Origin of the sequence: Streptomyces sp. NPDC059897 (assembly GCF_042730865.1) — a bacterium.
Lineage (GTDB): Bacteria > Actinomycetota > Actinomycetes > Streptomycetales > Streptomycetaceae > Streptomyces.
The window spans coordinates 21,240-45,848 of the sequence record NZ_JBHWKQ010000058.1 but is presented as its reverse complement, the minus strand read 5'-3'; the positions used below and the strand labels follow the sequence as shown (position 1 = coordinate 45,848).

Here is a 24,609-nt window from a genome sequence, read left to right as displayed (position 1 = left end):
GCCCCTGAAGGGGCGCGGGGAACTGCGCAAACGCGAGCACACGCGAACCGCACCCGCCGGCGCGCAAAGAGCCTCCACGCACCCGCGCGGCAACGCAAAGGGGCGGCCGCCCGGAAGGAGTTCCGGGTGACCGCCCCAAGGCGTTGCGCCTAGGACTTACTTACCCTTGGCGGCTTCCTTGAGCTTCGAGCCCGCGGAGACCTTCACGCTGTAGCCGGCCGGGATGTTGATCGGCTCGCCGGTCTGCGGGTTACGAGCGGTGCGAGCGGCACGGTGGGTGCGCTCGAAGGTCAGGAAGCCGGGGATGGTGACCTTCTCGTCGCCCTTGGCAACGATCTCGCCGACGGTCTCGGCGAACGCGGCCAGCACGGCGTCGGCGTCCTTGCGGGTCACCTCGGCGCGGTCGGCCAGCGCGGCCACCAGCTCACTGCGGTTCATGTTTGTACTCCCGTGTTCTTCTTGCCGTTGAGGCGTGCCACGCGGCCAGGCCGCGTGTTGGGCAACAGCAAAGTTGATGCTGCCAGGGTCTCGGTCAGGCCCAGGACCCGGGTCCGTCGTCCAGACCCTTGCGCCTGAAGAGGCATCCTGCCCCTACCCACGGCGGTAAAGCCAATCCGGCACCCCTTGGGGTCACACGGACAGCGCCACCACGCCGTTTGCAGGGGCGGGCCGGGGGCCTGTTTCCCGGCCAGCCTATGGGGCCCGGAGGCCCCGCAAACCGCGACGCGCCGGTAATCAGGCGGTCGTGGCCCCCGTCACAGCCGCTCCGGCGGCCTTCGCGGCGTCGCGGACGGCACCGGCGACGGCACCGGCGACCTTGTCGTTGAAGACGCTGGGAATGATGTAGTTCGGGTTGAGCTCGTCCTCGGTGACCACGTCGGCCAGGGCCTTCGCGGCCGCCAGCATCATCTCGGTGTTGACCGTGCGCGACTGGGCGTCGAGCAGGCCGCGGAAGACGCCGGGGAAGACCAGCACGTTGTTGATCTGGTTCGGGAAGTCGGAGCGGCCCGTGGCCACCACGGCGGCCGTCTGACGGGCGACCGCCGGGTCGACCTCGGGGTCCGGGTTCGCGAGCGCGAACACGATGGCGCCCTCGGCCATCGCGGCCACGTCGTCGCCGTTCAGCACGTTGGGGGCCGAGACGCCGATGAACACGTCCGCGCCGACGACCGCTTCCTTCAGCGTGCCGGTGAGGCCCTCGGGGTTGGTGTTGTCGGCGATCCAGCGCAGCGGCGAGTCGCTGTCGGCGTCCTTGAGGTCCTCGCGGCCCGCGTGCACGACACCGTGGATGTCGGCCACGACGGCGTTCTTGACGCCCGCCGCGAGCAGCAGCTTGAGGATGGCGGTGCCGGCGGCGCCGGCGCCCGACATGACGACGCGGGTGTCGCCCATGTCCTTGCCCGCGACGCGCAGCGCGTTGGTGAGCGCGGCGAGCACGACGATGGCGGTGCCGTGCTGGTCGTCGTGGAAGACGGGGATGTCGAGGGCCTCGCGCAGGCGGGCCTCGATCTCGAAGCAGCGGGGCGCCGAGATGTCCTCGAGGTTGATGCCCGCGAAGCCCGGGGCGATGGCCTTGACGATCTCGACGATGGCGTCGGTGTCCTGGGTGTCCAGGCAGATCGGCCAGGCGTCGATGTCGGCGAAGCGCTTGAAGAGGGCCGCCTTGCCCTCCATGACCGGCAGCGCGGCCTTCGGGCCGATGTTGCCGAGGCCGAGCACGGCGGAGCCGTCGGTGACGACCGCCACCGAGTTGCGCTTGATGGTCAGACGCCGGGCGTCCTCGGGGTTCTCCGCGATCGCCATGCACACGCGGGCCACGCCCGGCGTGTAGACCATGGACAGGTCGTCACGGTTGCGGATGGGGTGCTTCGACGCCATCTCGATCTTGCCGCCGAGGTGCATCAGGAACGTACGGTCGGAGACCTTCCCGAGCGTGACGCCCTCGATACCGCGCAGCTGCTCGACGATCTCGTCCGCGTGGGACGTCGACGAGGCCGCGATCGTGACGTCGATCCGGAGCTTCTCGTGGCCGGAAGCGGTGACGTCGAGGCCGGTCACCGAGCCGCCGGAGGACTCCACGGCGGTGGTCAGCTGCGAGACGGCGTTACCGCCCGCGGGGACCTCCAGCCGGACCGTCATCGAGTAGGACACGCTGGGCGCCGTTGCCATGGCCGACTTCCTCTGCTTTCACCGTGTAGCTGTTGCCGTCCGATGCTCCCACCTACCGGTGAGTACGTGGTAGTCGCATCGGGTTTTGAAGCTAACGTTCATTCATCTTTTGGAAAGTACTTTCCACCATACGAGAAGTACGGGGAAACCGGAAGAGGAAACAGAACGAGGCCCACGCCACCGGAGTGACGTGGGCCTCGTCCCACGTGTACGACACCGACCCGCCATGCTCGCCTCGCGGCAAGTGGTCCCTCTAAGGGACGATGGTTGGGCCCGGGGGCTTGGATCGAGCCGGTGCCGTCATCAACGGTAACACCGGAGACAGCAGGGGCAAGGGTCAGTCGCGGAGCAGGTCCGGCACCCCGTTCGCGTCCGGTTCGTCGCGTTCGCCGGAGACCACCGTGAGCTGCTGCGTCGCCCGTGTCAGAGCCACGTACAGGACGCGCAGGCCCGCCGGGGACTCGTCGGCGATCTCCGCCGGGCTGACCACGATCGTGGCGTCGTACTCCAGGCCCTTGGCCTCCAGGGAGCCGAGCGCCACGACCCGTTCGCCGAGCCCGGAGAGCCAGCGCGCGGCCTCCTCGCGGCGGTTCATCGCCACGACGACGCCGACGGTGCCGTCGACCTGCTCCAGGAGCCCGGCGGCCTCCGCCCTGACGGTGTCCCCGACCTTGTCCCGTACGACCTCGAAGCGCGGCCGGACGCCCGTCGAGCGGACCGCCGAGGGGGACTCGGAGCCGGGCATCGCGAGAGCGAGGACCTTCGCGGCCAGCTCGGCGATCTCGGAGGGGTTGCGATAGTTCACGGTCAGCGTGAAGCGGCGCCGGGGCCGGGAGCCGAGCGCTTCGTCGCGGGCCTCGGCCGCCTCGTCGGGGGTCGACCAGGACGACTGGGCCGGGTCGCCGACCACGGTCCACGTCGCGTGCCGGCCGCGGCGGCCGACCATCCGCCACTGCATCGGCGTGAGGTCCTGCGCCTCGTCGACGATGACGTGCGCGTACTCGGTGCGCTCCTGGGCGAGCCGTTCGGCGCGCTCGCGCTGGGACTCCTCGCGCTGCGGCATCAGCTCTTCGAGGCCGGAGAGCTGGTCCAGCGGGTCGTACTCGCGCTTCTTCTTCGGGCGGGCCGGGGCGCCGAGGACTGCGGTCAGCTCGTCGAGGAGGGCCACGTCGTGGACCGAGAGGGCGTCCCGCTTCAGCGACTTGGCGAGCTTGCGGATCTCGCCGGGGTTGAGGATGCGGCGGGCCCAGCGGCCGAGGCGCCGCTCGTCGGACATGGCGGACAGGACCGTACGGGGCGTCAGTTCCGGCCACCACGCGTCGAGGAAGCGCAGGAAGTCGTCCTCGCTCGTGATGTCCTCGTCGAAGGAGGAGCGCAGCTCGGCCGCGAGCTCGGGGTCGGAAGTCCGGCTGCCGGCGCCCGACTGGTCCCACAGCGCGTCGAGGAGGAGCTTGCGGGCACGCGGGCGCAGGTGGTTGACGGGGGCGGTGCCGCCGAGGGCGGCCTGCCTGATCCGGTTCAGCCGGTCCGCGTCCAGCTCCAGGCGGCGGCCGAAGGCGACGACGCGCAGGCGGGTCGGGGTCTCGGCCGGCGCGTCCTCGGGTTCCTCGTCGCCGAAGGCGAGCTGCTCCTGGACGGCGGGCCGCTGCGGGCGTCCCGACTCCAGCGCGCCGCGCGCCGCCTTCCGCAGCACCTTGAGCATCCGCGAGGAGCCCTTGACGCGGGCCACCGCCGGGGAGTCGTAGACCGTGGCCTCCGCCCCGTCGACCAGCGAGCCGACCGCGCGGATCGCGACCTGGCCCTCCTCACCGAGCGAGGGCAGCACGCCCTCGGTGTAGGCGACCAGCAGCGGGGTCGGCGAGACGATCAGGATGCCGCCCGAGTAGCGGCGCCTGTCCTGGTACAGCAGGTACGCGGCGCGGTGCAGCGCCACCGCCGTCTTGCCGGTGCCGGGGCCGCCCTCCACGTACGTCACCGAGGCGGCGGGGGCCCGGATGACCTGGTCCTGTTCGGCCTGGATGGAGGCGACGATGTCGCGCATCGAGTGGCTGCGGGCCTGGCCGAGCGCCGCCATCAGCGCGCCGTCGCCGATGGCGGGCAGCCGCTCCCCGTCCAGGTACGCGGTCAGCTCGGGGCGCATCAGGTCGTCCTCGACGCCGAGCACCTTGCGGCCCTTGGAGCGGATGACGCGGCGGCGCACCACGCGGCCCGGGTCGACCGGCGTCGAGCGGTAGAAGGGCGCGGCGGCGGGCGCGCGCCAGTCGATGACGAGCGGCGAGTAGTCCGCGTCGAGCACGCCGATGCGGCCGATGTGCAGCGTCTCCGCGATGTCGGCCGTGTTGTCCTCGCGGACGGCGCCGTCGGCCGGCTCGACCGCCGTGTACGCGCCGTCCGGGCCCTTCTTGCCGTCCTTGCCCTGGAGCAGGTCGATGCGGCCGAAGAGGAAGTCCTCGAACTCGTTGTTGAGGCGGTTGAGGTGGATGCCCGCGCGGAAGACCTGCGCGTCGCGCTCGGCGAGCGCGCCGGGCGTGCCGACCTGGCCGCGCTTGGTGGCGTCCTCCATCAGGAACTCGGCCTCGTGGATCTTCTCCTCGAGGCGCCGGTAGACGGCGTCGAGATGGTCCTGCTCGACGCCGAGCTCACGGTCGCGCACCGAGTCCGCGTTCGCGTCCTTCGCTGCGTCCGTATCCGATTTCACCGCTGAATCGTGCGGAGCCTGAGCGGCCACCGGGCCCCCTTCTGACGTGCTGGGCAGCCGTCAAAGGTACGCGAAAGGGGCCCCGTAGGGCTACGTGCGGCGCCGCGCGTTCGGCCGCGCGGTCAGGCGTTCACCTCCACGAGCCGCTTGCCGTCGAGCGTCTCGACCTCGAAGTGGTCGATCTGGCCCCGGTCGAAGGCCGCGCCCCCGTGCACGTACAGGGGATTCTTCGCGTTCGCGTTGGTGCTGTCGTCGATGCCGTAGCCCCACTTCGGGACGGCCCAGGTGGTGACCGTCTCGCGCTCGCCGTTCTTGCCGACGGCGACGAGGGAGCACTTCAGCGGGCCCTTGACGTTCTTCAGTTCCAGGACGGTGTGGGTGCCCCAGGCCTTCTTCTCCATGCCGATCGTCGCCGTGACGTTCGTCGTGGCGTCGGTGGCCTTCACCTTGTCGGTCATGTGGTTGAAGAAGGCGTCCTTGGCGGGGCTGGTGGAGTGCGGCTCCGCGACGGTGTTGCCGCCCCCGTCGTCCGTCACCGCCATGACCGTCAGCGGGCCGCCGATGATCAGGGCAGCGGCGGCGGCCACCAGAAACAGGCCGCGCCTGCGCTTCTTCGCGCGGCGCCGGCCCAGTTCGTCCGCCAGGGACTCCGCGAGGCGGGGGCTCGGGCGGGCGGCCAGCGAGTCGCCGATGTCCGGGGTCGCGAGGCGCGGGGCGCCGCGCTCGGCCGGCAGGTCGGCGAGGGCGGCGAGCATCGGCTCCATGCCCGCGAACTCCTCCAGGTTCCGCGCGCACTGCTCGCACGTCGCCAGGTGCGCCTCGAACGCGCTCGCCTCGGTGTCGTCGAGGATGCCCAGCGCGTAGGCGCCGACGGTCTCGTGCACATCGCCGCCCGCCGGTCCGTGGCCGAAGGGACCGTACGCTTCATGCCCCGTCGTCATGCCGTCACCCCCCGTTCCTCCAGCGCCAGCTTCATCGAGCGCAGGGCGTAGAAGACCCGCGAGCGCACCGTGCCGCTGGGGATGCCGAGCGTCTCGGCAGCCTCGTTGACCGTACGTCCTTTGAAGTACGTCTCCACGAGTACTTCCCGGTGCGCCGGGGTCAAGTCCTCCAGCGCGTCGGAAAGGGTCATCAGCCACAGCGCCTTGTCGATCTCGTCCTCCGCGGGGATGACCTCCAGCGGCGACGGATCGACCTCCTGCGGCCGGGCCTGCCGGCTGCGGTGGCCGTCGATGACGATGCGCCGGGCGACCGTCACCAGCCAGGGGCGTACCGAACCGGTCGCTCGGTTGAGCTGGCCGGCGTTCTTCCAGGCACGGATGAGCGTTTCCTGTACGACATCCTCCGCGCGCTGCCGGTCCCCCGCCACCAAGCGGAGCACATAGGCCAGAAGCGGCCGTGCGTGCTCGGCGTAGAGCGCGCGCATCAGCTCCTCGTCCGGCTCGGGGGGCCGGGGAGCGCGATGTCGGGCCCGGGGCGGGCGTTCATCGGCCACGGCGGAATCCTTGCGCACGCCTACCTCCGGTGTCCCCTGTTCGGCCATGTCTCTCGGCTGGGCTCACGGGAGGGATACGCAGACGAACTCACGGATGTTCAAAGGCAGTTGCGGATCATTGCTCACGCCCTGGCCAGCGCCGCCGCCCTGCGCCGGTGTCTGGCCACACGCTCCCGGTTGCCGCACACCTCACTGGAGCACCAACGGCGCCTGCGGCCGCGCGACATGTCGAGGTAGATGATCGGGCAGTTGTCGCCCTCGCACGGGCGCAGGGCGCCGCGTACGGCGGGGTCGGTGAGGAGGTCGACGGCGTCCCGCGCGACGGCCGCGAGCAGGGCCGGGCAGTCGGGTTCGATGTGCAGGGAGCGTACGAGGGTGCCGTCGGCGGCGCGGACGGCGCGGGGTGCGGGCGGGGCCGCGCGGGCGAGCAGGTTGACCCGTTCCAGGGCGGCGGGGGCCGGGCGCCCGGAGAGTTCGCCGCGCACCAACTGGGCGACGTGCCCGCGCAGTTCACGGAAGGCGGCGAGCCAGGCGGGCGAGCGGTCGCCCAGCGCGGCGGCCCCCGGGACGAGCCCCGCGCCGACCAGCCAGGCGTGCAACAGGTCGGGGCTCGTGAGGCGTTCGTCGGGGTGCGCGGTGGCGAGGAGGTCCAGGCACAGGCGCCCGGAGTCGAAGCGCAACTCGTAGGGGGCAGGGGCAGGCGGGTGGGGCCCAGTGGGTACTGCTGCCATGTCCTCTACAGTGCCCGCCCGCGGGCCGCGCCGGAACCCCCGCTGCCGGAACGGGGGTTGACGGGCTACCCGCGCCCGTATGCCGGAGGGTCGTCGTGCAGGATGCGCTGGAAGAGGACGTGGTCGCGCCAACCGCCGTTGATGTGGAGGTACTTGGGCGCAAGGCCGTATCGGACGAAGCCGCACTTGGCGAGTACGCGCTGGGACGCCTCGTTGTCCGTGAGCGTGCCCGCCTCGACGCGGTGCAGGCCCAGTTCGGCGCGGGCGGCGCGGCAGACCTCCTCGACGGCGGCGGGGGTCAGGCCCCGGCCCCGATATTCGGCGTCGACCCAGTACCCGAGGTTGGCGCTGCACAGCGGGCCGAGGTGGATGCCGCTGAGCGCGACGCGGCCGACCACGCGGCCGCCCGCGGCCCGGTCGAACAGCAGCCACGTCGCCCCGGTGGGGTCGGCGATCCGCCCGGCCTGGTCCCGCGCCGTGTAGTACGCCTCGGGGCGGTACGGCTCCCAGGGCCGCATGAACTCCCGGTTGCGGACGACGGCGTCGGCGAGCGCCTGCGCGTCCTCGGGGGCGGCGCGGCGCAGTTCGATGTCGGGGGTGATCAGCATCCTCGCCACGATAGAGGGAGCCCATGAGGGAGAGCCCATGTACGCAGCATGGGCTAACCTTGTATGTGACCCATTTCGCGTCCATGGAGGCAGCATGGCGGCCACGCAGATCGACATAGACGACGAAGCGCTGGCCGAGGCCATGCGCCTGTCCGGGGCGCGCACCAAGAAGGAGACGGTGAACCTCGCCCTGCGCGAGTACGTCGAGCGTCAGCGGCGCTCCGAGGCCCGGATGCGGCACTTCGAGGCCGCTCAGAGCTGGGACGCGGAGGACTTCTGGCGTCGGCACGCGGCGGAGAAGGACACCGCCTGACGTGCTCCGCTACCTGATCGACTCGACGGCGGTGTGGCGCCTCCACCGCGACCGCGGCCTGAGTGACGCATGGAGTCACGAGACGGACGCGGGGGCCATCGGGTCCTGCCATCCGCAGCGCACCGAGTTCCGGCGCTCGGCGCGCGGCCTCGACGAGTACGAGGCGATGACCGACATGTTCGCCGACCTGTATCCGGACGCGCCCGTGCCCAAAGGGGCCTGGAAGTGGATCGAGACCGCCCAGTACCGGCTGGCACAGCGCGGTCACCACCAGAGCCTTTCGACGGTGGACTGGCTCATCTGCGCCACGGCCGCGCACCACGGGCTCGTCGTGCTGCACGACGACAAGGACTTCGCGGCGGCGTCCGGCCTGATCTCGGACCTCTCGGAGCGCAACGTCCTCCGTGCGCCCCGCTGAGTCTCACCCGTCCGCGTACTTCGCGTCCGCCGCCGGGTCCAACGCCAGCCGGTACCCCCGCTTCACCACGGTCTGGATCAGCTTCGGTGTCCCGAGGGACGACCTGAGCCGGGCCATCGCCGTCTCCACCGCGTGCTCGTCGCGGCCCGCGCCCGGCAGCGCGCGCAGCAGCTCCGCGCGGGACACCACCCAGCCGGGGCGGCGGGCCAGCGTCCGCAGCAGCGACATACCGGCGGGCGGCACGGGCCGCAGCTCGTCGTCCACCACCACGGCCTGCCCGCGGATCTGCATCTGGTGTCCCGCGACCGGCAACGTACGCGCGCGTGCCGGGAGTTCCTTGCACAGCAGCTGCACCAGGGGGCCGAGCCGGAAGCGCTCCGGCTGCACCGTGTCCACACCGGCCGCCTGCAGCGGCACCGCGGTGACCGGCCCGACGCACGCCGCGAGCACATCGTGACCGAGAGCCGCGAGCAGCTCCTCCGCCAGGCCCCGCTCCTCCGCGCGGCGCAGCAGCGCCGTGGCGGCGGGGGCGGAGGTGAAGGTCAGCGCGTCGACGCCGCGCGCCACCGTGACGTCGAGGAGGCGGTCGACCGGGCCGATGTCCTGCGGCGGCAGCCAGCGGTAGACGGGGACGCCCACCACCTCGGCGCCCGCCTCGCGCAGCGCCTCGACGAAGCCGGGGAGCGGCTCGCCGTGCAGCTGCACCGCGACGCGCCGCCCCTGGACGCCCTCGTCGAGCAGCCGCTCCAGGACCTCGGCCATCGACTCGGACGAGGGCGACCACTCCTCGGTGAGGCCGGCCGCGCGCACCGCGCCCTTCACCTTCGGGCCGCGCGCGAGGAGCTCGACGCCGCGCAGGCGGTCGAGCAGGTCCTCGCCCAGCCCCCAGCCGTCGGCGGCCTCCACCCAGCCGCGGAAGCCGATGGCGGTGGTGGCGACCACCACGTCCGGCGCGTGGTCGATCAACTCCTTGGTGGCGACGAGGAGTTCACTGTCGTCCGCGAGCGGCACGATGCGCAGGGCGGGCGCGTGCAGCACCGAGGCGCCGCGCCGCTGGAGCAGCGCGCCGAGCTCGTCGGCGCGGCGCGCCGCGGTCACGCCCACGGTGAAGCCCTCGATCGGCCCGTGGGTCCGCTCCGGCCTCGTGGTCTGCTGTTCCTCGTCCATGCTGGTTCTCGCCCCGCTCGACGTTCTTCCGTGCACCGGGCGAACCGGTGCGTCGTCCGAGCCTGTCAACGCTCCGTGTCGGCCCCGGATCAACGTTATTGCGTACGTGTTACGGGGGCCAATGTCACACCTCCGCGTAGCTGAGCTGGGGCTTCGCCTCGGCCGTGGAGCTCGCGACGGTGCGCGACGCGGAGCGGCGGAGGTATACGGCCCAGGTCACCGCGAAGCACACGGCGTAGAAGGCGAGGAACGCGACGAAGGCGCCGGTGCCGGTGCCCGCCGTCTGGAAGGACTGCCGGAACGCGAGGTTGATGCCGAGCCCGCCGAGCGCGCCGACGGCACCGATCAGCCCCATGGAGGCACCGGAGAGCCTGCGCCCGTACGCGGCCGCCTCCTCGCCCGTGAGCCCCTTGGCCAGCGCCTTCGCCTGGAAGATGCCGGGGATCATCTTGTACGTCGACCCGTTGCCGAGCCCGCTCAGTACGAACAGGGCGATGAACGCGACGGTGAACAGGGTCAGCGACTTCTCGACCGAGGCCAGCGTCACGACGCCCGTGGCGGCGGCCATGCCGACGAAGTTCCACAGCGTGATGCGGGCGCCGCCGTACTTGTCGGCGAGCTTGCCGCCGACGGGCCGGATCAGGGAGCCGAGCAGCGGGCCGATGAAGGTGACGCCGGCTGCCTGGAGCGGCGTACGGCCGAACTGGGTCTGCAGGACGAGCCCGAACGCGAACGAGTAGCCGATGAAGGAGCCGAAGGTGCCGATGTAGAGGAACGACATGATCCACGTGTGGGCGTCGCGCACGGCCTCCTTCGCGGCGCCGGTGTCGTTCTTCACAGTCGCCAGGTTGTCCATGAACAGCGCGGAGAGGACGGTCGCGACGACGATCAGCGGGATGTAGATGCCGAGCAGCACGCGCGGCCCGCCGCTCGCGCCGATCACGGCGAGCGCGACGAGCTGGACGACGGGGACGCCGATGTTGCCGCCGCCCGCGTTCAGGCCGAGCGCCCAGCCCTTCTTCCGCAGCGGGAAGAAGGAGTTGATGTTGGTCATGGAGGAGGCGAAGTTGCCGCCGCCGACGCCGGTGAGCGCCGCGCACCACATGAAGGTGGTGTACGAGGTGCCCGGCTCCATGACCAGGAACGCGGCGACGGACGGCACGAGCAGCATGCTCGCCGAGACGATCGTCCAGTTGCGGCCGCCGAAGACGGCGACGGCGAACGTGTAGGGCACGCGCGCGAAGGCGCCCACCAGCGTCGCCATCGACACGAGGAAGAACTTCCCCGCCGGGTCGATCCCGTACTCGGGCCCCATGAAGAGGACCATCACGGACCACAGGGTCCAGATCGAGAAGCCGATGTGCTCGGAGAGGATCGAGAAGGCGAGGTTGCGGCGGGCGACCTTCGCGCCCGTCTCCTCCCAGAACACTTCGTCCTCGGGGTCCCACCGCTCGATCCAACTCCGGCGCCGGGTCTGTTCCTTGGGGCCAGGCATGGCACGCCTCCAGGTCACGGTTCGCAGCTGATGCCACCGAAGGTAGGGAGGCGGGATTTCCGCTTCATGGCCTGACGTGACCACCGGGGAACTTTGCTCTCACCCGGCCGGTGCGCAGGTGGTGAGGCCCGGATCCTCAGGAGCGGGCCACCGGGTCGCCCTCCAGCGTCTGCGGGTCGAAGAGCAGCACGGCACCGGCGAAGAACAGCACGAGGAACGGGCCGATGAGATACGGGACCAGGACCGTGAACACCGCGGAACCCGTGCTCCCGGACGCCGCCATCAGCTCGACGGTGAGCGCCTCCATGCCCAGGTAGTGCATGGCACAGACGGCCACCCCCATGAGCAGGCTGGCGCCGAGGCTGACGAGGATCCCGCGTACGTTCATGATCAGCCACAGGGCGGCGGTGGCCGCCACCACGGCCACGGCGACCGAGGCGGTCACGACGAGCGCGTCGTAGTGGAGGGATCCGGCGAACTCCATGGCGGCCATGCCCAGGTAGTGCATGGCCGCGACGCCGAGCCCCATGAAGAGGCCCGCGCCGAGCAGGACCGGCGTGCGCTGCCCGCCGTAACCGGCGGCGAACACCCCCACGCCGACCACGAGCACCGCGACGGCGAGGCTCAGGAAGGTGAGCCGCGCGTCGTAGTCGATGTGCGCGCCGTGCACCTGGAAGCCCATCATCGCAATGAAGTGCATGGACCAGATCCCGACGCCCAGCGAAAGCGCGCTGTACGCCAGCCACTTGGGCCGCCCCGAATCGAGCTGCCGGGCCCGCACGGTGCAGCGCAGCCCGATCCCGCCACCCAGACTCGCCACTAAGAACGCCGCAACCGGGGTCACGGCCCCGTAGCCGAACCCGTCAACCGTCGCCTGCACGTCACACCTTCACCTGGTCGCCCCGTCGGCGCTCGTCCGTCGCGAACGCCCCGGGGCAACGCTAGCGAGACCCTCCATCACTTGGATGCGGAAAATCCACATCGCCATCACATCGTGACCCGGAGTGCCCGAACGGTCAGGAGTGCCGCGCCCTCTTCCCGCCCTTCCGCGCCCCGTCCGGCCACAGCCGCGGTCTGCGCTTCGCGGCGAGGTCCTCGACCCAGCCGGTGGCGACGATGGCGAGGCCGATCAGGGGCCAGACGAGGACGAACGCCCAGAGCATGTACGTCGTGTCCAGCGCGGAACTCAACCGGTCGTCCATGAAGGGCAGTTGGTACAGCAGGTCGATCAGCGGGAACGTCGCCATGATCAGCAGGTTGTGCCACAGGTAGATCGTGACGGCCCGGTTGTTCGCGAGGGTCACCAGGCGGTCCCAGCGGGCGAGCCGGCCGGGCAGCCGCTGCCACGACGGCGCGTACTGGAGCAGGATGACGACGAACCCGAGGGACCAGGTCGCCTGCGCCAGCGGGATCTCGTTCAGGTCCCAGCCCTCTTCGGTGAGGTGGCCAGAGGCCCACCACAGGCCGAAGCCCATGAGGAGCGCGGCGATGGACACGGCGGCGTAGCGCGGCACCTTCTGCAGCACGCCCTCCTGGTGCGCGAAGCCGAGGATCCAGCAGCTGCCGTACACGGCGAAGTCGGTGACGGCCTCGCCGGTGCGGCCGGGGATCTCCACCAGGCCGGTGCCGACCACGGCCGTGAGGACGAGCGGGGCGCACAGCGTCGCCCACGGGAGCTTGCGGAACGCCTTGAGCAGCAGCGGGGACGCGAGCACGAACCACAGGTAGGCGCGCAGGTACCAGAGCGGGCCGATGCCCTGCTCGGCCCACGTGGTCTCCAGGAAGCCGGGCGGGTTGGCGATCTCCCACGGGTAGGCGGGGGCGCCGATCGGGATCACGTAGTTGACGATGCCGAGCCAGCCCCAGGCGCCGCCGCCGGTGTCGGGGTCCTTGCCCGGGTTCCAGCCGCCCACGAAGAGCAGCGGCAGCACCAGCGCGCTGAACAGCCACATCGGCGGCAGGAGGCGCCGCAGCCGGCCCCGTACGACGCTCAGCGCGGGCCTGCTCAGGGAGCGCGCCATCAGCGATCCGGCGAGCGCGAACATCACGCCCATGGACGGGAAGAGGATCGAGAGCCAGACCCAGCCGAACAGGTGGTAGGCGACGACGCGGACCAGCGCGATGGACCGCAGCAGGTCGAGGTAGCGGTCCCGGCCGGGCTTCTTGGGCGCGGCGGCCGGCTCCGCGGGCGGCAGCTGCTGCTGCGTCGGGAGCGGCTGCGTGGGCAGTGCGCGTGTGGCGTCGGCGCGCGTGGGGTCGGCGCTGCCTTCGTACGTCGGGTATGTCATGACACCCGCCTGCGCTGGTCGTCGGAGACCGAGGCCGTCCGCTGGCGCGGCATCCGGGCGCCCGCGTCCGCGCCCACCACGCCGGTGCGGCGCAGCTTCTGCCAGCGAAGGCGGCCGCCGGTGAGCGCGGTGATCCAGGACTGGAGCAGCACGACGTACATCAACTGGCGGTACAGGAGCTGCTGGAGCGGGAGGGATATCAGGTGCGTCATGCGTTCCTTGTCGAGCCGGAAGGCGTACGCCGCGCAGACCGCCTGGACCGCGAGGACGCCGAACCAGGCGCCGACCGTCTTCTCCGTCGGGCCGAACACGAGACCGTAGAGGAGGAAGATGTCGATCAGCGGCGCGAGCAGCGGGGCGAGCACCATGAAGAGCGAGACGAGCGGGAGACCGACCCGGCCGAAGCGGCCCGAAGGGCCCTTGTCGACGACGGCCCTGCGGTGCTTCCAGATGGCCTGCATCGTCCCGTACGACCAGCGGTAGCGCTGCGACCACAGTTGCTGGACGGTCTCCGGGGCCTCGGTCCAGGCGCGTGCCTTCTCGGCGTAGACGACGCGCCAGCCGTCGCGGTGCAGCGCCATCGTGACGTCGGTGTCCTCGGCGAGCGTGTCGTCGCTCATGCCGCCGACGCGCTCCAGGGCGCTGCGCCGGAACGCTCCGACGGCGCCGGGGATCGTCGGCATGCAGCGCAGGACGTCGTACATGCGGCGGTCGAGGTTGAAGCCCATCACGTACTCGATGTGCTGCCAGGCGCCGATCAGCGAGTCCCGGTTGCCCACCTTCGCGTTGCCCGCGACGGCGCCGACGTTCGGGTCGCCGAACGGCTGGACCAGCTCACGGACGGTGGCCGGTTCGAAGACGGTGTCGCCGTCCATCATCACCACGATGTCGAACCGGGCGTTGGCCAGGCCCCTGTTGAGGGCGGCGGGCTTGCCCGCGTTGTGCTGCCGGACGACGCGGACGCCCGGCAGGCGCATGTTCTCCACGATGCGCGCGGTGCCGTCCGTCGACCCGTCGTCGATGACGACGACCTCGATGGGGTGCTCGCTCAGCGCCAGCGAACGGACCGTGTTCTCGATGCACTTGGCTTCGTTGTAGGCCGGTACGAGGACGGAGACCGGTTCCGTGACCGGCGGTCCCCACGCGAAGCCCTTGCGGCGCACCCTGCGCGCGTGCGCCGCCGACAGGATCAGCATCAGGCCGAAGCGAGCCATGACGAGGACGCCGATGACGGCGAGGCCGACGACGAGGACGCCCGTGATGTTGTCCGAGGCCCCCACCGCGTAGACCCACGCCTTGCCCTTCCACAGCTCGACGCCGGTGACCGGCGTGTGCGCGCTGGGCATGCCGAGGGCCTCGGTGAGGTTCGCGAACTTGTAGCCGCTGCCCTGAAGGTCGGGCAGGAAGCGGTCGAGCGCGGCGACGGTCTGCGAGCGGTCGCCGCCGGAGTCGTGCATGAGGACGATCGCGCCCTTGCCGTCCTTGGGCGTGGCACGGCCGATGATCTCGTCGACGCCGGGGCGCTTCCAGTCCTCGCTGTCCGTGTTGTTGACGACGGTGATGTAGCCGCGCGAGCCGATGTACTTGGTGACCGGCCACGACGCGTCGTCCATGGCGTCGGCGAACGAGGAGTACGGCGGCCGGAACAGGGAGGTGCGCACGCCCGCCGCGCCTTCCAGGGCCAGCTGGTTCTGCGACAGCTCCCAGTCGATGCGCTTCTTCGACTGGTAGGAGAGGTCGGGGTGGTTGAAGGTGTGCAGGCCGATCTCGTGCCCCTCGTCCACCATGCGGCGCACCAGGTCGGGATAGCGGGAGGCCATGGTGCCGGTGACGAAGAAGACGGCGTGCGCGTCGTGCTTCTTGAGGACGTCGAGGACCTTCGGGGTCCACTCCGGGTCGGGGCCGTCGTCGAAGGTGAGCACCAGTTGGTGCTTGCCTATGGAACGGCTGGTCTCGCGGCCGCCCCTGGTGTCGATGACGGGGCCGCCGTCGAGGATCTTCTCCGGCACCGTGTCGGTGGCCGCCTCGGGGCGGATGCGGTGGTCGGCGAGGATCTCGCTGTGCACGTAGCCGCGCAGCATCAGCATCGCGATCACGGCGACGAGCAGCAGCGAGGGCAGCAGATAGCGCAGCGGAAGGCGGCGCCTGCGGGCCGCGGCCGGTGCGCGGCGCGGGCGGCGTGAGCGGTCGGACATCTACAGGACGCTGCTTTCCAGGGGCGGGACGAGGGACTCCACCAGGGGCGCCGCGAGCAGGCGCCCGAGACCGCCGGCGAGGGTGTCCGAGCCATCGGTCCCCGCTCCGTCCGCCGGGCCGCTCGGCTGGTCGCCGGGGTCCGTCGACGGGTCGGCGGGATCGTCAGCGGTCGGGTCCGTCGTCGGCTTGTCGCTGTCGTCCGGCTTGGTGGGCTTCACGGTCGGCGAGGGCTTGCCGCTGGGCCCGCCGGACGGCGATGTCCCGGTGGACGGCGTGCCCGAGGTACTGGCTCCGGTCGTCGGCGACGCGCTCGCGCCCGGCGCCGCGGAGGTGCCCGGCTGGGCGCTCCCGGTGGCACTGGGCTGCGTACTGGCGCCGGGCGACCCGGGCGTCGACGCGGTGGGCGTGGGCTGCGACGACTCGGTGCCCACCTTGCCCGCACCCTTGCCCTCGGCGGGCATCGGCAGCCACGGCGCGTCGGAGTTCCCGGAAAAGACGGTGACCACGATGACGACCGCGTAGACCGCGATGGCCAGGCCCGCGGCCACGCCGAAGCGGCGGAAGGTGCGGCCGCGCCGCCCCGAGTCGTCGACGAAGACGGGGAGTTCCTTGTCGTCCGCACCCGCCGGCTCCGCGCCGAGGGGTGCGGGCGCGCCCGGTCTCGCGCCGCCCGGGGTACCCAACTCGCGACCTGTGAAGTCGAGTTGGACCGTCACCTCGTGCGGGTCATGGGTCGGCCCGGACAGGCCGTCTTCTCGCGAGTTCTCCACCGTACGCACATCCCCCCAAGGACACATTCACGGGCGATGTCGCGGGCCTTCACCGGCCGAACCGGACCCCCACCCGATCCCGGCACCCCACTATCACATCGCACCCGAGACCAGAATGTAGCGCACACCAGTGACACCCACGCGCACACCTCATTCACGACTCAACATAATCTGCACATCTGTGGCTGGAATCCATGCCTCCGGGGGCCTTTCCAGCCACCCGTTCTCCGCCGCGAGGGCGTCCGCGGCGGCCCGAAGTGCCGTGATTCCGGGGTGTTTACGCCCCTTTCGCCACACGAGTGACACGGGCGACAGCGGCACCGGATCGACGAGCGGGCGCAGCACCGAGCCCGGCATGACCGGAAAGTCCACCCCGGTGAGGACCGGATTGCGGTACTTGTCCATGATCCGGCGGAACTCCTCCTTACCGACGGCGAGCGGCGCGGGCGGCGCGATGTGAATGCCCCGCCCCTCGAACAACAGCCGGGCCAGATCCGTCCATTCGGGTGTGCGGGGGTTGCCGGCCCCCGCGTAGACGGATTCCCCGGCGAGCCGGTCGAGGGGCACGGCGTCGAGTGCCACCAGCGGATGGTCCTCGGGCAGCATGATCGCCATCGGCTCGTAGCGCACGGGCTGTTGGGCGAGCCGGGCGCGCACGGCCGGGTCGAGCCCGGCGAACCGGCCGAACGACACGTCGAGGCGCCCCGCGAGGAGTTCGGCGGCGGCGCCGGTCAGGCCGCTCTCGTAGCGGGCCATCAGCTCGTGGCCCGGGGCGAGTTCGCGGGCCCGCGCGAGCACCCGCTCGTGCGCGAGGCCCGGACTGTTGACGTCGACGAGCAGCGGCCGGTCGGTGGCGGCGGGCCCGGTGAAGGCCGTCAGCAGCTCGTCCTGCGCCGCGATCACGCGCCGCGCGTGCGGCAGCAGCCGCGCCCCGTCCGCGGTCAGCGTGACCTGCCGGGTGGTGCGGCCGAAGAGGTCGACGCCCAGCTCCCGTTCCAGGCGCCGGATGTCGCGGCTGAGCGCCTGCTGGGCGACGTAGAGGCGGGCGGCGGCGCGGGTGAAGTGCAGCTCGTCGGCGACGGCGAGGAAGGCGCGCAGCAGGCGGGGTTCGACGTTCGCGGGAGGCATCGGGCGAACTTACAACGCAGGTGCGTGAACATTGACAACACAGCCACGTGAATCGGCACCGAGCAGGTGTTGGACCCCGTACGTGACCTGCGGCGACGCTCTTCGCATGCCGACCGCTCCCACGACCACCAGCCCCACGTCGTCCTCCGCCGCCACGTCCTACACCCGCCTCTTCACCATCCCCGGCGCCCGCGCCTTCACCCTCGGCAACCTCATCGCCCGCTTCCCGCAAGGGATGTTCAGCATCAGCGCGGTGATCATGATCTCCGGGTCCCGCGGCTCGTACGCGCTCGCGGGCGCCGTCACCGCCACAGGCCTGGTCGCCAACGCGCTCGTCGGGCCGTGGACGGCGCGCCTCGTGGACCGCTACGGGCAGGCGCGGATCGCGGTCCCGGCCACCGTCATATCGGCCTGCGGCTCGCTCGCCCTGCTCCTTTGCGTGCACTTCGGGGCGCCGAACTGGACACTGTTCGCCGCCTACCTGGCGTCCGCGACGACCCCCAACACGGGCGGCCTGTCCCGGGCCCGCTGGGCGTACCTGCTGAAGGACACCCCGGACGCCCTGCACACGGCGAACTCCTTCGAGCAGGCGGCGGACGAGCTCTGCTACATGCTCGGCCCCGTGGTCGCCGCCTTCCTGTGCGGCTCGCTCTTCCCGGAGGCGGGCACCTTGGTCGGCGCCGTGCTCATGGTGACCGGCGTGCTGATCTTCGCCGCGCAGCGCGCGACGGAACCGCCGCCCCACGCGCGTACGAAGGCGACGAAAACGCCGCTACGCGCGCGTGGCATGCCGCCCCTGCTGCTCGCCTTCCTCGCCTCGGGCGCGATCTTCGGCTCGCTGGAAGTCGTCACGGTCGCCTTCGCCGAGGCGCAGGGCCACAAGGTGTGGGCGGGCGGCATCCTGGCGCTCCAGGCGGCGGGCTCCTGCGCGGCGGGCCTGCTCTACGGGGCGTGGCGACCGGCGGGCCCGGCGGCCCGGCGCCATCCGCTCTGCGCGGCGGCGATGGCGGCCCTGATGACGCTGCCGCTGCTCGCCGCCTGGTCCACGGGCTCCCTGTACGTCCTCGGGGGCGCGCTGCTGATCGCGGGCATGGCCACGGCGCCGACGATGGTGACGGGCATGACCCTGGTCCAACAGCGCACGCCTGACGGCCAGTTGAACGAGGGCATGACGCTCGCCGTGACCGGCATTCTCACGGGCATCGCGACCGGCTCGGCGTCGGGCGGCGCCGCGGTGGAGCACTGGGGCCCCACCGCGGCGTACACGGTGCCGGTCACAGCGGCGTCGTGCGCGCTGCTGCTGGCGCTGTACGCGTACGTACGACGCCCGGACCGGCGCTAGTGGCTCAGTACACGGTCAGCACACGGCCGGCTTGCGCCAGGAGCACTCCAGGTCGCCGTCCCGCTCGGCCGCCGGGACGGCGCGCGTGGACTTCGGCACGGCGGCCTTCGCCTCCTCGGCCGTCGACTTCGCGAGGGTCACCACGATGGCGTCCTCCAGCGGCTTCACGGAGGCTGCCAGGTAGTTGTTCTGGACGACGCTGTAGACGAGCAGCCGCCCGTCGGCGTCCTTCACGTACCCCGAGAGCGCGGACGCGCCCGTCAACGACCCGGTCTTGCCGCGGGCGTTGAGTGCGGCGGGCGTGTCGCACATCCGGCTGCGCAGCGTCCCGCCGACGAACCGGTCCGGGTCGCAGGCCACGGGCAGCGACTTGTACCAGTCGGCGTACCAGGACTCGTCCTGCACGGACAGCAGCAGGTCGGCGAGCTGCCGGGCGGCGAAGTTGTCCTTGCGCGAGAGCCCGGACCCGTCGACCTGCCGCAGCTTGGTGGCGTCGACCCCGGCGCCCTTCAGATAGTCGGCGACGGCGTCGGTGCCGTCGCCCCAACTCCCGGGCCGCCCCGTCGCCTTGTACCCCATGGCCTTGGTGAGGGACTCGGCGTGCATGTTGTTGGAGAGCTTCATGAACGGGACCAGCAGGTCCTTCAGAGGCATGGAGTCGTGCCCGGCGAGCCGCTTCGCGCCCTTGGGCGTGGCCTGCCCCAGCTTGGTGGCTCCGCCGACCTTCACGCCGTGCGCGGCGAGCGCGTCCCGGAACACGGCGGCCGCGTACCCGGTCGGCTCCCACACGGTCACCCACTCCTTGGTGGTGTCCCCGCCCACAGGGACGGTGCCGCTCACGGTGATCGTGTTGGTGCCGTGCCGCCGCTCGACGGCGACGGTGTCGTCTCCCCCGGCCCCGACGGTGGACGCCCGCACGTCCAGGCGCACATAGTCGGTCTTCGGCGTGACGCTGACGGCCGGCTTGTCCCCTGCCTCGGCGCCGGGCTTCACCTCGACGATGACGGTCCCGGTGTCGTAGTCGGTGTCGGGCGCGACGCTGAGCGCGCTGATCTGGGCGGCGTAGTACGAGGACTCGTCGTCGCCGCCCCAGGTGTCGCCGATCCGGTGGTCGTCGAACCGGGTGTCGTCCGCGACGAGCCGCCCGCTCACCCGCTTCACCCCGGCCGCGGCGACGTCGGCGGCGAGCTTGTCGTAGTCGGCGGCCAGCGTGGTCGGGTCGCCGGTGCCGCGCAGATACAGGTCCCCGTCGAGCACTCCGCCGCGCACCCACCCGGCGGCGAGCGCGTCCGTGCTGAACCGGTGGTCGGGGCCGAGGGTGCCCATGGCCGCGGCGGAGGTGGCGAGCTTGGTGTTGGAGGCGGGCATCAGCCGCCCGGTCGGATTGCGCTGGTACAGCGTCTCCCCGGTCTTCGCGTCGGCCACGACGACGCTCGCGGCGCCGCCCTCCATCCGCGGATCCCCGAGAATCGTGTCGATGGCCTCCGGCAGCCCACCGGGGGTGGAATCGGCGCCCGCGGGCGCACTCCACGACAGTCCCGCGGCGGCCACGACGAGCACGAGCGGCCAGGCCCAGCTACGAGTTGATCCCTCACGTCTGCTCATGGCACAGGAGCATCCCGGAACCCCAGAGCCCCGCCAAGACCCACAACTGAGCCAACGAAAAAGGCCCGGCTGTGTGAACAGCCGGGCCTGAATCGCATGGGATGCGGTGATGGTGGAGATGGCGGGAATCGAACCCGCGTCCAACGGTGCAGCAGCAGGGCTTCTCCGTGTGCAGTTCGCTTCGATTTTCTCGGCCCCGGTGATCACGCGAACAAGTCGCCGACGGGCCCAGCCACTGTTTGATTTCCTTTTCCGCCCCGTGGCCGGACGGAAAAGTTTAGTTCCCTAGATTATGCCAGGATCCGGGCCGGGAACACTCCCGGGCTGACACCCTTTTAGGGTCCTTCAGTCGCTGTTATTAGGCAGCGAGGGCGAAGGACTGGGAATCGCTCTTAGAATTGGCGATTATTGGTTGCGACATATGGTTAACGAGATCATTGCCGCTTCCTCGACACGCTTCCCCTGCTTCGACATCCGCTGTCGAAACCGATCATCCCCATGTTGATTTTTCAAGCGTGGACCTTGCGGTCCTGCGTCCCTGCGTGAGGAACAGTGCCATCGTACGTGACCAACGCACGACGATGCCAGCGTATTCCCGAGGGTCGACGGGAGGCGGGCGTCAGCCCATCCGCTCGTTGTTCCGCTGCCGCCGCTTCGCCGCCGCGATCGCCCGGTCCGAGTCCCGCCGGTCCTGCTTCTCGCGCAGCGTCTGCCGCTTGTCGTACTCCTTCTTGCCCTTGGCGAGCGCGATCTCGGCCTTCGCCCGGCCGTCCTTGAAGTAGATCGCCAGGGTCACGATCGTGTGACCGGTCTCCTCGGACTTCGACTCCAGCTTGTCGATCTCCTCGCGGTGCAGCAGCAGCTTGCGCTTGCGGCGCACCGCGTGGTTCGTCCAGGTGCCCTGGTGGTACTCGGGGATGTGGGCGTTGTGCAGCCACGCCTCGCCCCGGTCGATCTGGACGAAGGCGTCGGCGAGCGAGGTGCGACCCTGCCGCAGCGACTTGACCTCGGTGCCGGTCAGCACGATGCCGGCCTCGTAGGTGTCCATGATCAGGTAGTCGTGGCGCGCCTTCTTGTTCTGCGCGACCATCTTGCGCTTGCCGTCCTTCTTGTCGGACGACGCCCCCTTTTTGCCCTGCTTGGGCTGGGACTCCTTCGGTACATACATTGCCTTGGCCATAGTGCTGACCATTTTCGCACTACGAGGGGTCCCCGAGGCCAGTCAATACTGTCTCCGCCCGCCGCAGGGTGTCCGCCTCGGCCTCCAGGTCGGGGGTGATGCCCCGGCCGTCGACCGCGCGGCCCGACGGGGTGCGGTAATGCCCGACGGTCAGCTCCGCCACGGAGCCGTCGGGCAGCCGGCTCGGCATCTGGACCGAGCCCTTGCCGAAGGTCCGGGAACCCACGACGACCGCGCGGCCACGGTCCTGGAGGGCGCCGGTGAGCAGCTCGGCCGCGCTCATCGTCCCGCTGTCGACGAGCACGACCACCGGTCTGGACGTGTCGGCCCCGCGCTGCGCGTGCAGGGCCCGCTGGGCTCCGCGCACGTCGTACGTCGCGACGAGCCCGCCGTCGAGGAACGCGGAGGACGCCCGGACCGCCTCCGCGACCAGGCCGCCGGAGTTGCCCCGCAGGTCGAGCACGACGCCCGCGCGCGCGGGTGCCTCGGCGACCGCCGTGCGCACCTGCTCGCCGACGCCCTTGGTGAAGGCGCTCACCTTCACGAGCGTCGCGCCGTCGGGCAGCCGCGCGGAGGCGACCGAGTCGGTCGACAGGTTGGCCCGGCGCAGGGTCTCGCTCCACGCGCGCGTGCCGCGCTGCAGGCCCACGTGCACGGGGGTGCCCGCGTGCTCGCCCCGCAGGAGCGCGAGGACCTCGGTGACGGGGCGTCCTGTGACCGGCTCGCCGTCGACCGCCGCGATCCGGTCGCCCTCGCGGATGCCGGCGAGCTGGGCGGGCGAGCCCCGCCGGACCTTGGAGACCTGGACCCGCCCGTCGGCGGTGCGGCGGGCCCGCAGGCCGATGCCGGTGTACTCGCCGTCGAGGGCCTGCTCGAACTCCTCGTACTCGCCCTGCGTGTAGACGGAGCCCCAGCGGTCGCCGCTGCGGCTGACGGCGTCCTGGGCGGCCTTCGTGGGCGACTTCCCGTCGGCCATCGCCTCGGCCGCCGCGGCCCTCGGATCGGTCGGGCCCGCGATCGGCTTCTCGTGCGCCGCGACGAGCGAACTGTCCGCGCCTTCCGCGGATTTCCGGTCCTCCCCCGGCCAGGAGCCGGTCGCGGCGCCCGCCGCGAGGACCGTCACGAAGATCAATGTCAGGGTCGCCCCGCGGCCGATGCGACGGGGCCTGGAGTACAGCTCCGGACCTGACATGTCGGTGAGTCTAGGACAACGAAGGGCGCCGTACGGGCCGTTGACCCGCACGACGCCCCGTGGCGCGAAGGACTCTCGTCACACCTTCAGGTACTTGCGCAACGCGACGAACGCGGCAAGCGCGGGCATCAGCACGCTCACTGCGAGGATCAGCGGCAGCTTCGTCAACACCGAGTCCCAGCCGATGAAGTTGATGAGCTGCAGCTTGTCGGAGAGCGCCACGCCGTTGTCGATCACGAAGTACTGGCCGGCCGCGAGGAACACACAGGCGATGCCGCCGCCGATGAGCCCGGCGACCGCGGCCTCCATGATGAACGGCGCCTGGATGTAGAAGCCGGACGCTCCGACGAGCCGCATGATGCCGGTCTCCCGCCGTCGGCTGAACGCGGACACCCGCACGGTGTTCACGATCAGCAGCAGCGCCACGACGAGCATCACCGCCATCACCGCGCTGGCCGCGTAGTTCAGGTAGCCGAGCAGCCGGAAGAGGTTGTCGAGCACGCCCTTCTGGTCCTGCACGGACTGCACGCCGGGCCGCCCGTTGAACGCCGTCGCGATGACGTTGTACTTCTCCGGGTCCTTCAGCTTGATCCGGTACGACTCCTGGAGCTGGTCCGGCGTCAGCGAGCTGGCCAGCGGGGAGTCGCCGAACTGCTCCTTGTAGTGCTTGTACGCCTGGTCCTGCGACTCGTGCGCCACGTTGTCGACGACGGGCAGCTTGTTGAGGTCGCCGAGGATGTCCTTCTTCTGCTCGGCCGTGACCGGGCCCTTGGCGCAGTTCGGGTCGGAGTCGGCGTCCCCCTTGTTGCACAGGAAGATCGAGACGTTGACCTTGTCGTACCAGTAGCCCTTCATCTGGTTGACCTGGTCGCTCATGAGCAGCGAGCCGCCGAACAGGGCGAGCGAGAGGGCAACCGAGATGATCACGGCGAAGGTCATCGTGAGATTGCGGCGGAGTCCTACGCCGATCTCCGACAGAACGAATTGGGCACGCATAGCGTCACTAACGCCTTTCGCAGCTTTCTTTGCTCGGTACTTCTCGGTACTTCTCGGTACTTCTCGCGGTGCCGTGGCCTCAGTGCTGGTAGCCGTAGACGCCGCGCGACTGGTCGCGCACGAGGCGGCCGTGCTCCAGCTCGATGACGCGCTTGCGCATCTGGTCCACGATGTTCTGGTCGTGGGTGGCCATGATCACGGTGGTGCCCGTCCGGTTGATCCGGTCGAGCAGCTTCATGATGCCGACCGAGGTCTGCGGGTCGAGGTTGCCGGTCGGCTCGTCCGCGATCAGCAGCTTCGGCCGGTTGACGAAGGCCCGCGCGATGGCCACGCGCTGCTGCTCACCACCGGAGAGCTCGCCCGGCATGCGGTCGTCCTTGCCGCCGAGGCCGACGAGGTCGAGGACCTGCGGCACGGACTTGCGGATCTCACCGCGGGACTTGCCGATGACCTCCTGGGCGAAGGCGACGTTCTCACCGACCGTCTTGTTGGGCAGGAGCCGGAAGTCCTGGAAGACCGTGCCGAGCTGGCGGCGGATCTGCGGGACCTTCCAGTTGGATACGCGGCCGAGGTCCTTGCCAAGGACGTGCACCTGGCCGTGGCTGGCCCGCTCCTCGCGCAGCACGAGGCGCAGGAACGTCGACTTGCCGGAGCCGGACGAGCCGACCAGGAAGACGAACTCACCACGCTCGACCTCCAGGGAGACATCCCTGAGGGCGGGCCGGGTCTGCTTGGGGTAGACCTTGGAGACGTTGTCGAATCGGATCACGGGTGCGCCTCGGTGCATCGGGGGGCGTCGGAGGTAGGTGTGCGTGACC

General features: G+C 70.9%; 22 protein-coding genes and 1 other RNA gene. 3 read left to right on the top strand and 20 right to left on the bottom strand.

Annotation, left to right across the window (positions count from 1 at the left end):
* Positions 1 to 156: 156 nt before the first annotated feature.
* From ACFV9W_RS36215 to ACFV9W_RS36185, 7 genes are all read right to left on the bottom strand, one after another.
* Positions 157 to 438 carry an HU family DNA-binding protein gene (locus tag ACFV9W_RS36215; protein WP_016645140.1) on the bottom strand — a complete coding sequence of 94 codons (282 nt, stop codon included), beginning with the start codon at positions 436 to 438 and terminating at the stop codon, positions 157 to 159.
* Positions 439 to 735: 297 nt separating this feature from the next.
* Positions 736 to 2,169, bottom strand: coding sequence for an NAD-dependent malic enzyme (locus ACFV9W_RS36210; protein WP_385769783.1), 1,434 nt, complete (start codon positions 2,167 to 2,169; stop codon positions 736 to 738).
* A 337-nt stretch (positions 2,170 to 2,506) separates the two neighbouring features.
* Positions 2,507 to 4,867 (bottom strand): HelD family protein, encoded by a 2,361-nt coding sequence (locus tag ACFV9W_RS36205; protein WP_385769781.1) that lies wholly within the window; start codon positions 4,865 to 4,867, stop codon positions 2,507 to 2,509.
* 122 nt (positions 4,868 to 4,989) lie between these two features.
* On the bottom strand, positions 4,990 to 5,808 hold the full coding sequence (locus ACFV9W_RS36200) for an anti-sigma factor family protein (RefSeq protein WP_385769779.1): 819 nt from the start codon (positions 5,806 to 5,808) through the stop codon (positions 4,990 to 4,992).
* A complete protein-coding gene (locus ACFV9W_RS36195) occupies positions 5,805 to 6,410 on the bottom strand; it encodes a sigma-70 family RNA polymerase sigma factor (protein ID WP_266710860.1) in 606 nt (201 codons plus the stop codon). The genes ACFV9W_RS36200 and ACFV9W_RS36195 overlap by 4 nt, the downstream gene beginning before the upstream one ends.
* Before the next feature lie 74 nt (positions 6,411 to 6,484).
* Positions 6,485 to 7,093 carry a CGNR zinc finger domain-containing protein gene (locus tag ACFV9W_RS36190; RefSeq protein ID WP_385769776.1) on the bottom strand — a complete coding sequence of 203 codons (609 nt, stop codon included), beginning with the start codon at positions 7,091 to 7,093 and terminating at the stop codon, positions 6,485 to 6,487.
* 65 nt (positions 7,094 to 7,158) lie between these two features.
* Positions 7,159 to 7,701 (bottom strand): GNAT family N-acetyltransferase, encoded by a 543-nt coding sequence (locus tag ACFV9W_RS36185; protein WP_385769774.1) that lies wholly within the window; start codon positions 7,699 to 7,701, stop codon positions 7,159 to 7,161.
* A 94-nt stretch (positions 7,702 to 7,795) separates the two neighbouring features.
* Between ACFV9W_RS36185 and ACFV9W_RS36180 the strand changes: the two genes are divergently transcribed.
* Both ACFV9W_RS36180 and ACFV9W_RS36175 read left to right on the top strand, forming a co-directional pair.
* The gene (locus ACFV9W_RS36180) at positions 7,796 to 8,014 is read left to right on the top strand and encodes a type II toxin-antitoxin system VapB family antitoxin (RefSeq protein ID WP_385769772.1); all 219 of its coding nucleotides are present in this window, start codon (positions 7,796 to 7,798) and stop codon (positions 8,012 to 8,014) included.
* A 1-nt stretch (position 8,015) separates the two neighbouring features.
* The gene (locus ACFV9W_RS36175; RefSeq protein WP_385769770.1) at positions 8,016 to 8,432 is read left to right on the top strand and encodes a PIN domain-containing protein; all 417 of its coding nucleotides are present in this window, start codon (positions 8,016 to 8,018) and stop codon (positions 8,430 to 8,432) included.
* A gap of 3 nt (positions 8,433 to 8,435) precedes the next feature.
* Here ACFV9W_RS36175 and ACFV9W_RS36170 read toward each other — a convergent pair whose 3' ends face one another.
* The 7 genes from ACFV9W_RS36170 to ACFV9W_RS36140 all read right to left on the bottom strand — a co-directional run bounded on the left by ACFV9W_RS36170 (position 8,436) and on the right by ACFV9W_RS36140 (position 17,476).
* The gene (locus ACFV9W_RS36170) at positions 8,436 to 9,599 is read right to left on the bottom strand and encodes a uroporphyrinogen-III synthase (protein ID WP_385769768.1); all 1,164 of its coding nucleotides are present in this window, start codon (positions 9,597 to 9,599) and stop codon (positions 8,436 to 8,438) included.
* Positions 9,600 to 9,723: 124 nt separating this feature from the next.
* Positions 9,724 to 11,094 (bottom strand): nitrate/nitrite transporter, encoded by a 1,371-nt coding sequence (locus ACFV9W_RS36165; protein WP_385769766.1) that lies wholly within the window; start codon positions 11,092 to 11,094, stop codon positions 9,724 to 9,726.
* Between the two features lie 136 nt (positions 11,095 to 11,230).
* Complete coding sequence (locus tag ACFV9W_RS36160) at positions 11,231 to 11,974, bottom strand: MHYT domain-containing protein (RefSeq protein WP_385769764.1); 744 nt, start codon at positions 11,972 to 11,974, stop codon at positions 11,231 to 11,233.
* A gap of 136 nt (positions 11,975 to 12,110) precedes the next feature.
* The gene (locus ACFV9W_RS36155; RefSeq protein WP_385769762.1) at positions 12,111 to 13,382 is read right to left on the bottom strand and encodes an acyltransferase; all 1,272 of its coding nucleotides are present in this window, start codon (positions 13,380 to 13,382) and stop codon (positions 12,111 to 12,113) included.
* A complete protein-coding gene (locus tag ACFV9W_RS36150) occupies positions 13,379 to 15,577 on the bottom strand; it encodes a glycosyltransferase (RefSeq protein WP_385769760.1) in 2,199 nt (732 codons plus the stop codon). The genes ACFV9W_RS36155 and ACFV9W_RS36150 overlap by 4 nt, the downstream gene beginning before the upstream one ends.
* Positions 15,578 to 16,348 (bottom strand): hypothetical protein, encoded by a 771-nt coding sequence (locus tag ACFV9W_RS36145; RefSeq protein ID WP_385769758.1) that lies wholly within the window; start codon positions 16,346 to 16,348, stop codon positions 15,578 to 15,580.
* A gap of 150 nt (positions 16,349 to 16,498) precedes the next feature.
* Positions 16,499 to 17,476, bottom strand: coding sequence for a LysR family transcriptional regulator (locus ACFV9W_RS36140; RefSeq protein ID WP_385769756.1), 978 nt, complete (start codon positions 17,474 to 17,476; stop codon positions 16,499 to 16,501).
* Positions 17,477 to 17,582: 106 nt separating this feature from the next.
* On the opposite strand from ACFV9W_RS36140, the gene ACFV9W_RS36135 reads away from it, so the two are divergent.
* On the top strand, positions 17,583 to 18,818 hold the full coding sequence (locus tag ACFV9W_RS36135) for an MFS transporter (RefSeq protein ID WP_385769754.1): 1,236 nt from the start codon (positions 17,583 to 17,585) through the stop codon (positions 18,816 to 18,818).
* A 15-nt stretch (positions 18,819 to 18,833) separates the two neighbouring features.
* Here ACFV9W_RS36135 and dacB read toward each other — a convergent pair whose 3' ends face one another.
* The 6 genes from dacB to ftsE form a co-directional block, all read right to left on the bottom strand.
* Positions 18,834 to 20,423, bottom strand: a complete 1,590-nt coding sequence (dacB, locus tag ACFV9W_RS36130; protein WP_385769753.1) for a D-alanyl-D-alanine carboxypeptidase/D-alanyl-D-alanine-endopeptidase — start codon at positions 20,421 to 20,423, stop codon at positions 18,834 to 18,836.
* Positions 20,424 to 20,533: 110 nt separating this feature from the next.
* Positions 20,534 to 20,921: a transfer-messenger RNA gene (ssrA, locus tag ACFV9W_RS36125) on the bottom strand.
* 121 nt (positions 20,922 to 21,042) lie between these two features.
* On the bottom strand, positions 21,043 to 21,591 hold the full coding sequence (gene smpB, locus ACFV9W_RS36120; protein ID WP_385769785.1) for an SsrA-binding protein SmpB: 549 nt from the start codon (positions 21,589 to 21,591) through the stop codon (positions 21,043 to 21,045).
* A gap of 31 nt (positions 21,592 to 21,622) precedes the next feature.
* The gene (locus ACFV9W_RS36115) at positions 21,623 to 22,795 is read right to left on the bottom strand and encodes a S41 family peptidase (RefSeq protein WP_385769751.1); all 1,173 of its coding nucleotides are present in this window, start codon (positions 22,793 to 22,795) and stop codon (positions 21,623 to 21,625) included.
* Positions 22,796 to 22,873: 78 nt separating this feature from the next.
* Complete coding sequence (gene ftsX / locus ACFV9W_RS36110) at positions 22,874 to 23,791, bottom strand: permease-like cell division protein FtsX (RefSeq protein ID WP_385769749.1); 918 nt, start codon at positions 23,789 to 23,791, stop codon at positions 22,874 to 22,876.
* A 79-nt stretch (positions 23,792 to 23,870) separates the two neighbouring features.
* On the bottom strand, positions 23,871 to 24,560 hold the full coding sequence (gene ftsE, locus ACFV9W_RS36105) for a cell division ATP-binding protein FtsE (protein ID WP_266710884.1): 690 nt from the start codon (positions 24,558 to 24,560) through the stop codon (positions 23,871 to 23,873).
* Between the last annotated feature and the right edge of the window lie 49 nt (positions 24,561 to 24,609).

Excerpts from the sequence above, each read along its gene's own strand:
- ACFV9W_RS36155 (WP_385769762.1), bottom strand. The coding sequence starts at position 13,382 with ATGACATACCCGACGTACGAAGGCAGCGCCGACCCCACGCGCGCCGAC.
- ACFV9W_RS36135 (WP_385769754.1), top strand. The coding sequence starts at position 17,583 with ATGCCGACCGCTCCCACGACCACCAGCCCCACGTCGTCCTCCGCCGCC.
- dacB (WP_385769753.1), bottom strand. The coding sequence starts at position 20,423 with ATGAGCAGACGTGAGGGATCAACTCGTAGCTGGGCCTGGCCGCTCGTG.
- ACFV9W_RS36140 (WP_385769756.1), bottom strand. The coding sequence starts at position 17,476 with ATGCCTCCCGCGAACGTCGAACCCCGCCTGCTGCGCGCCTTCCTCGCC.
- ACFV9W_RS36215 (WP_016645140.1), bottom strand. The coding sequence starts at position 438 with ATGAACCGCAGTGAGCTGGTGGCCGCGCTGGCCGACCGCGCCGAGGTG.
- smpB (WP_385769785.1), bottom strand. The coding sequence starts at position 21,591 with ATGTATGTACCGAAGGAGTCCCAGCCCAAGCAGGGCAAAAAGGGGGCG.
- ACFV9W_RS36150 (WP_385769760.1), bottom strand. The coding sequence starts at position 15,577 with ATGTCCGACCGCTCACGCCGCCCGCGCCGCGCACCGGCCGCGGCCCGC.
- ACFV9W_RS36170 (WP_385769768.1), bottom strand. The coding sequence starts at position 9,599 with ATGGACGAGGAACAGCAGACCACGAGGCCGGAGCGGACCCACGGGCCG.
- ftsX (WP_385769749.1), bottom strand. The coding sequence starts at position 23,791 with ATGCGTGCCCAATTCGTTCTGTCGGAGATCGGCGTAGGACTCCGCCGC.
- ACFV9W_RS36115 (WP_385769751.1), bottom strand. The coding sequence starts at position 22,795 with ATGTCAGGTCCGGAGCTGTACTCCAGGCCCCGTCGCATCGGCCGCGGG.
- ACFV9W_RS36180 (WP_385769772.1), top strand. The coding sequence starts at position 7,796 with ATGGCGGCCACGCAGATCGACATAGACGACGAAGCGCTGGCCGAGGCC.
- ACFV9W_RS36200 (WP_385769779.1), bottom strand. The coding sequence starts at position 5,808 with ATGACGACGGGGCATGAAGCGTACGGTCCCTTCGGCCACGGACCGGCG.
- ACFV9W_RS36190 (WP_385769776.1), bottom strand. The coding sequence starts at position 7,093 with ATGGCAGCAGTACCCACTGGGCCCCACCCGCCTGCCCCTGCCCCCTAC.
- ACFV9W_RS36195 (WP_266710860.1), bottom strand. The coding sequence starts at position 6,410 with ATGGCCGAACAGGGGACACCGGAGGTAGGCGTGCGCAAGGATTCCGCC.
- ACFV9W_RS36185 (WP_385769774.1), bottom strand. The coding sequence starts at position 7,701 with ATGCTGATCACCCCCGACATCGAACTGCGCCGCGCCGCCCCCGAGGAC.
- ACFV9W_RS36165 (WP_385769766.1), bottom strand. The coding sequence starts at position 11,094 with ATGCCTGGCCCCAAGGAACAGACCCGGCGCCGGAGTTGGATCGAGCGG.
- ACFV9W_RS36210 (WP_385769783.1), bottom strand. The coding sequence starts at position 2,169 with ATGGCAACGGCGCCCAGCGTGTCCTACTCGATGACGGTCCGGCTGGAG.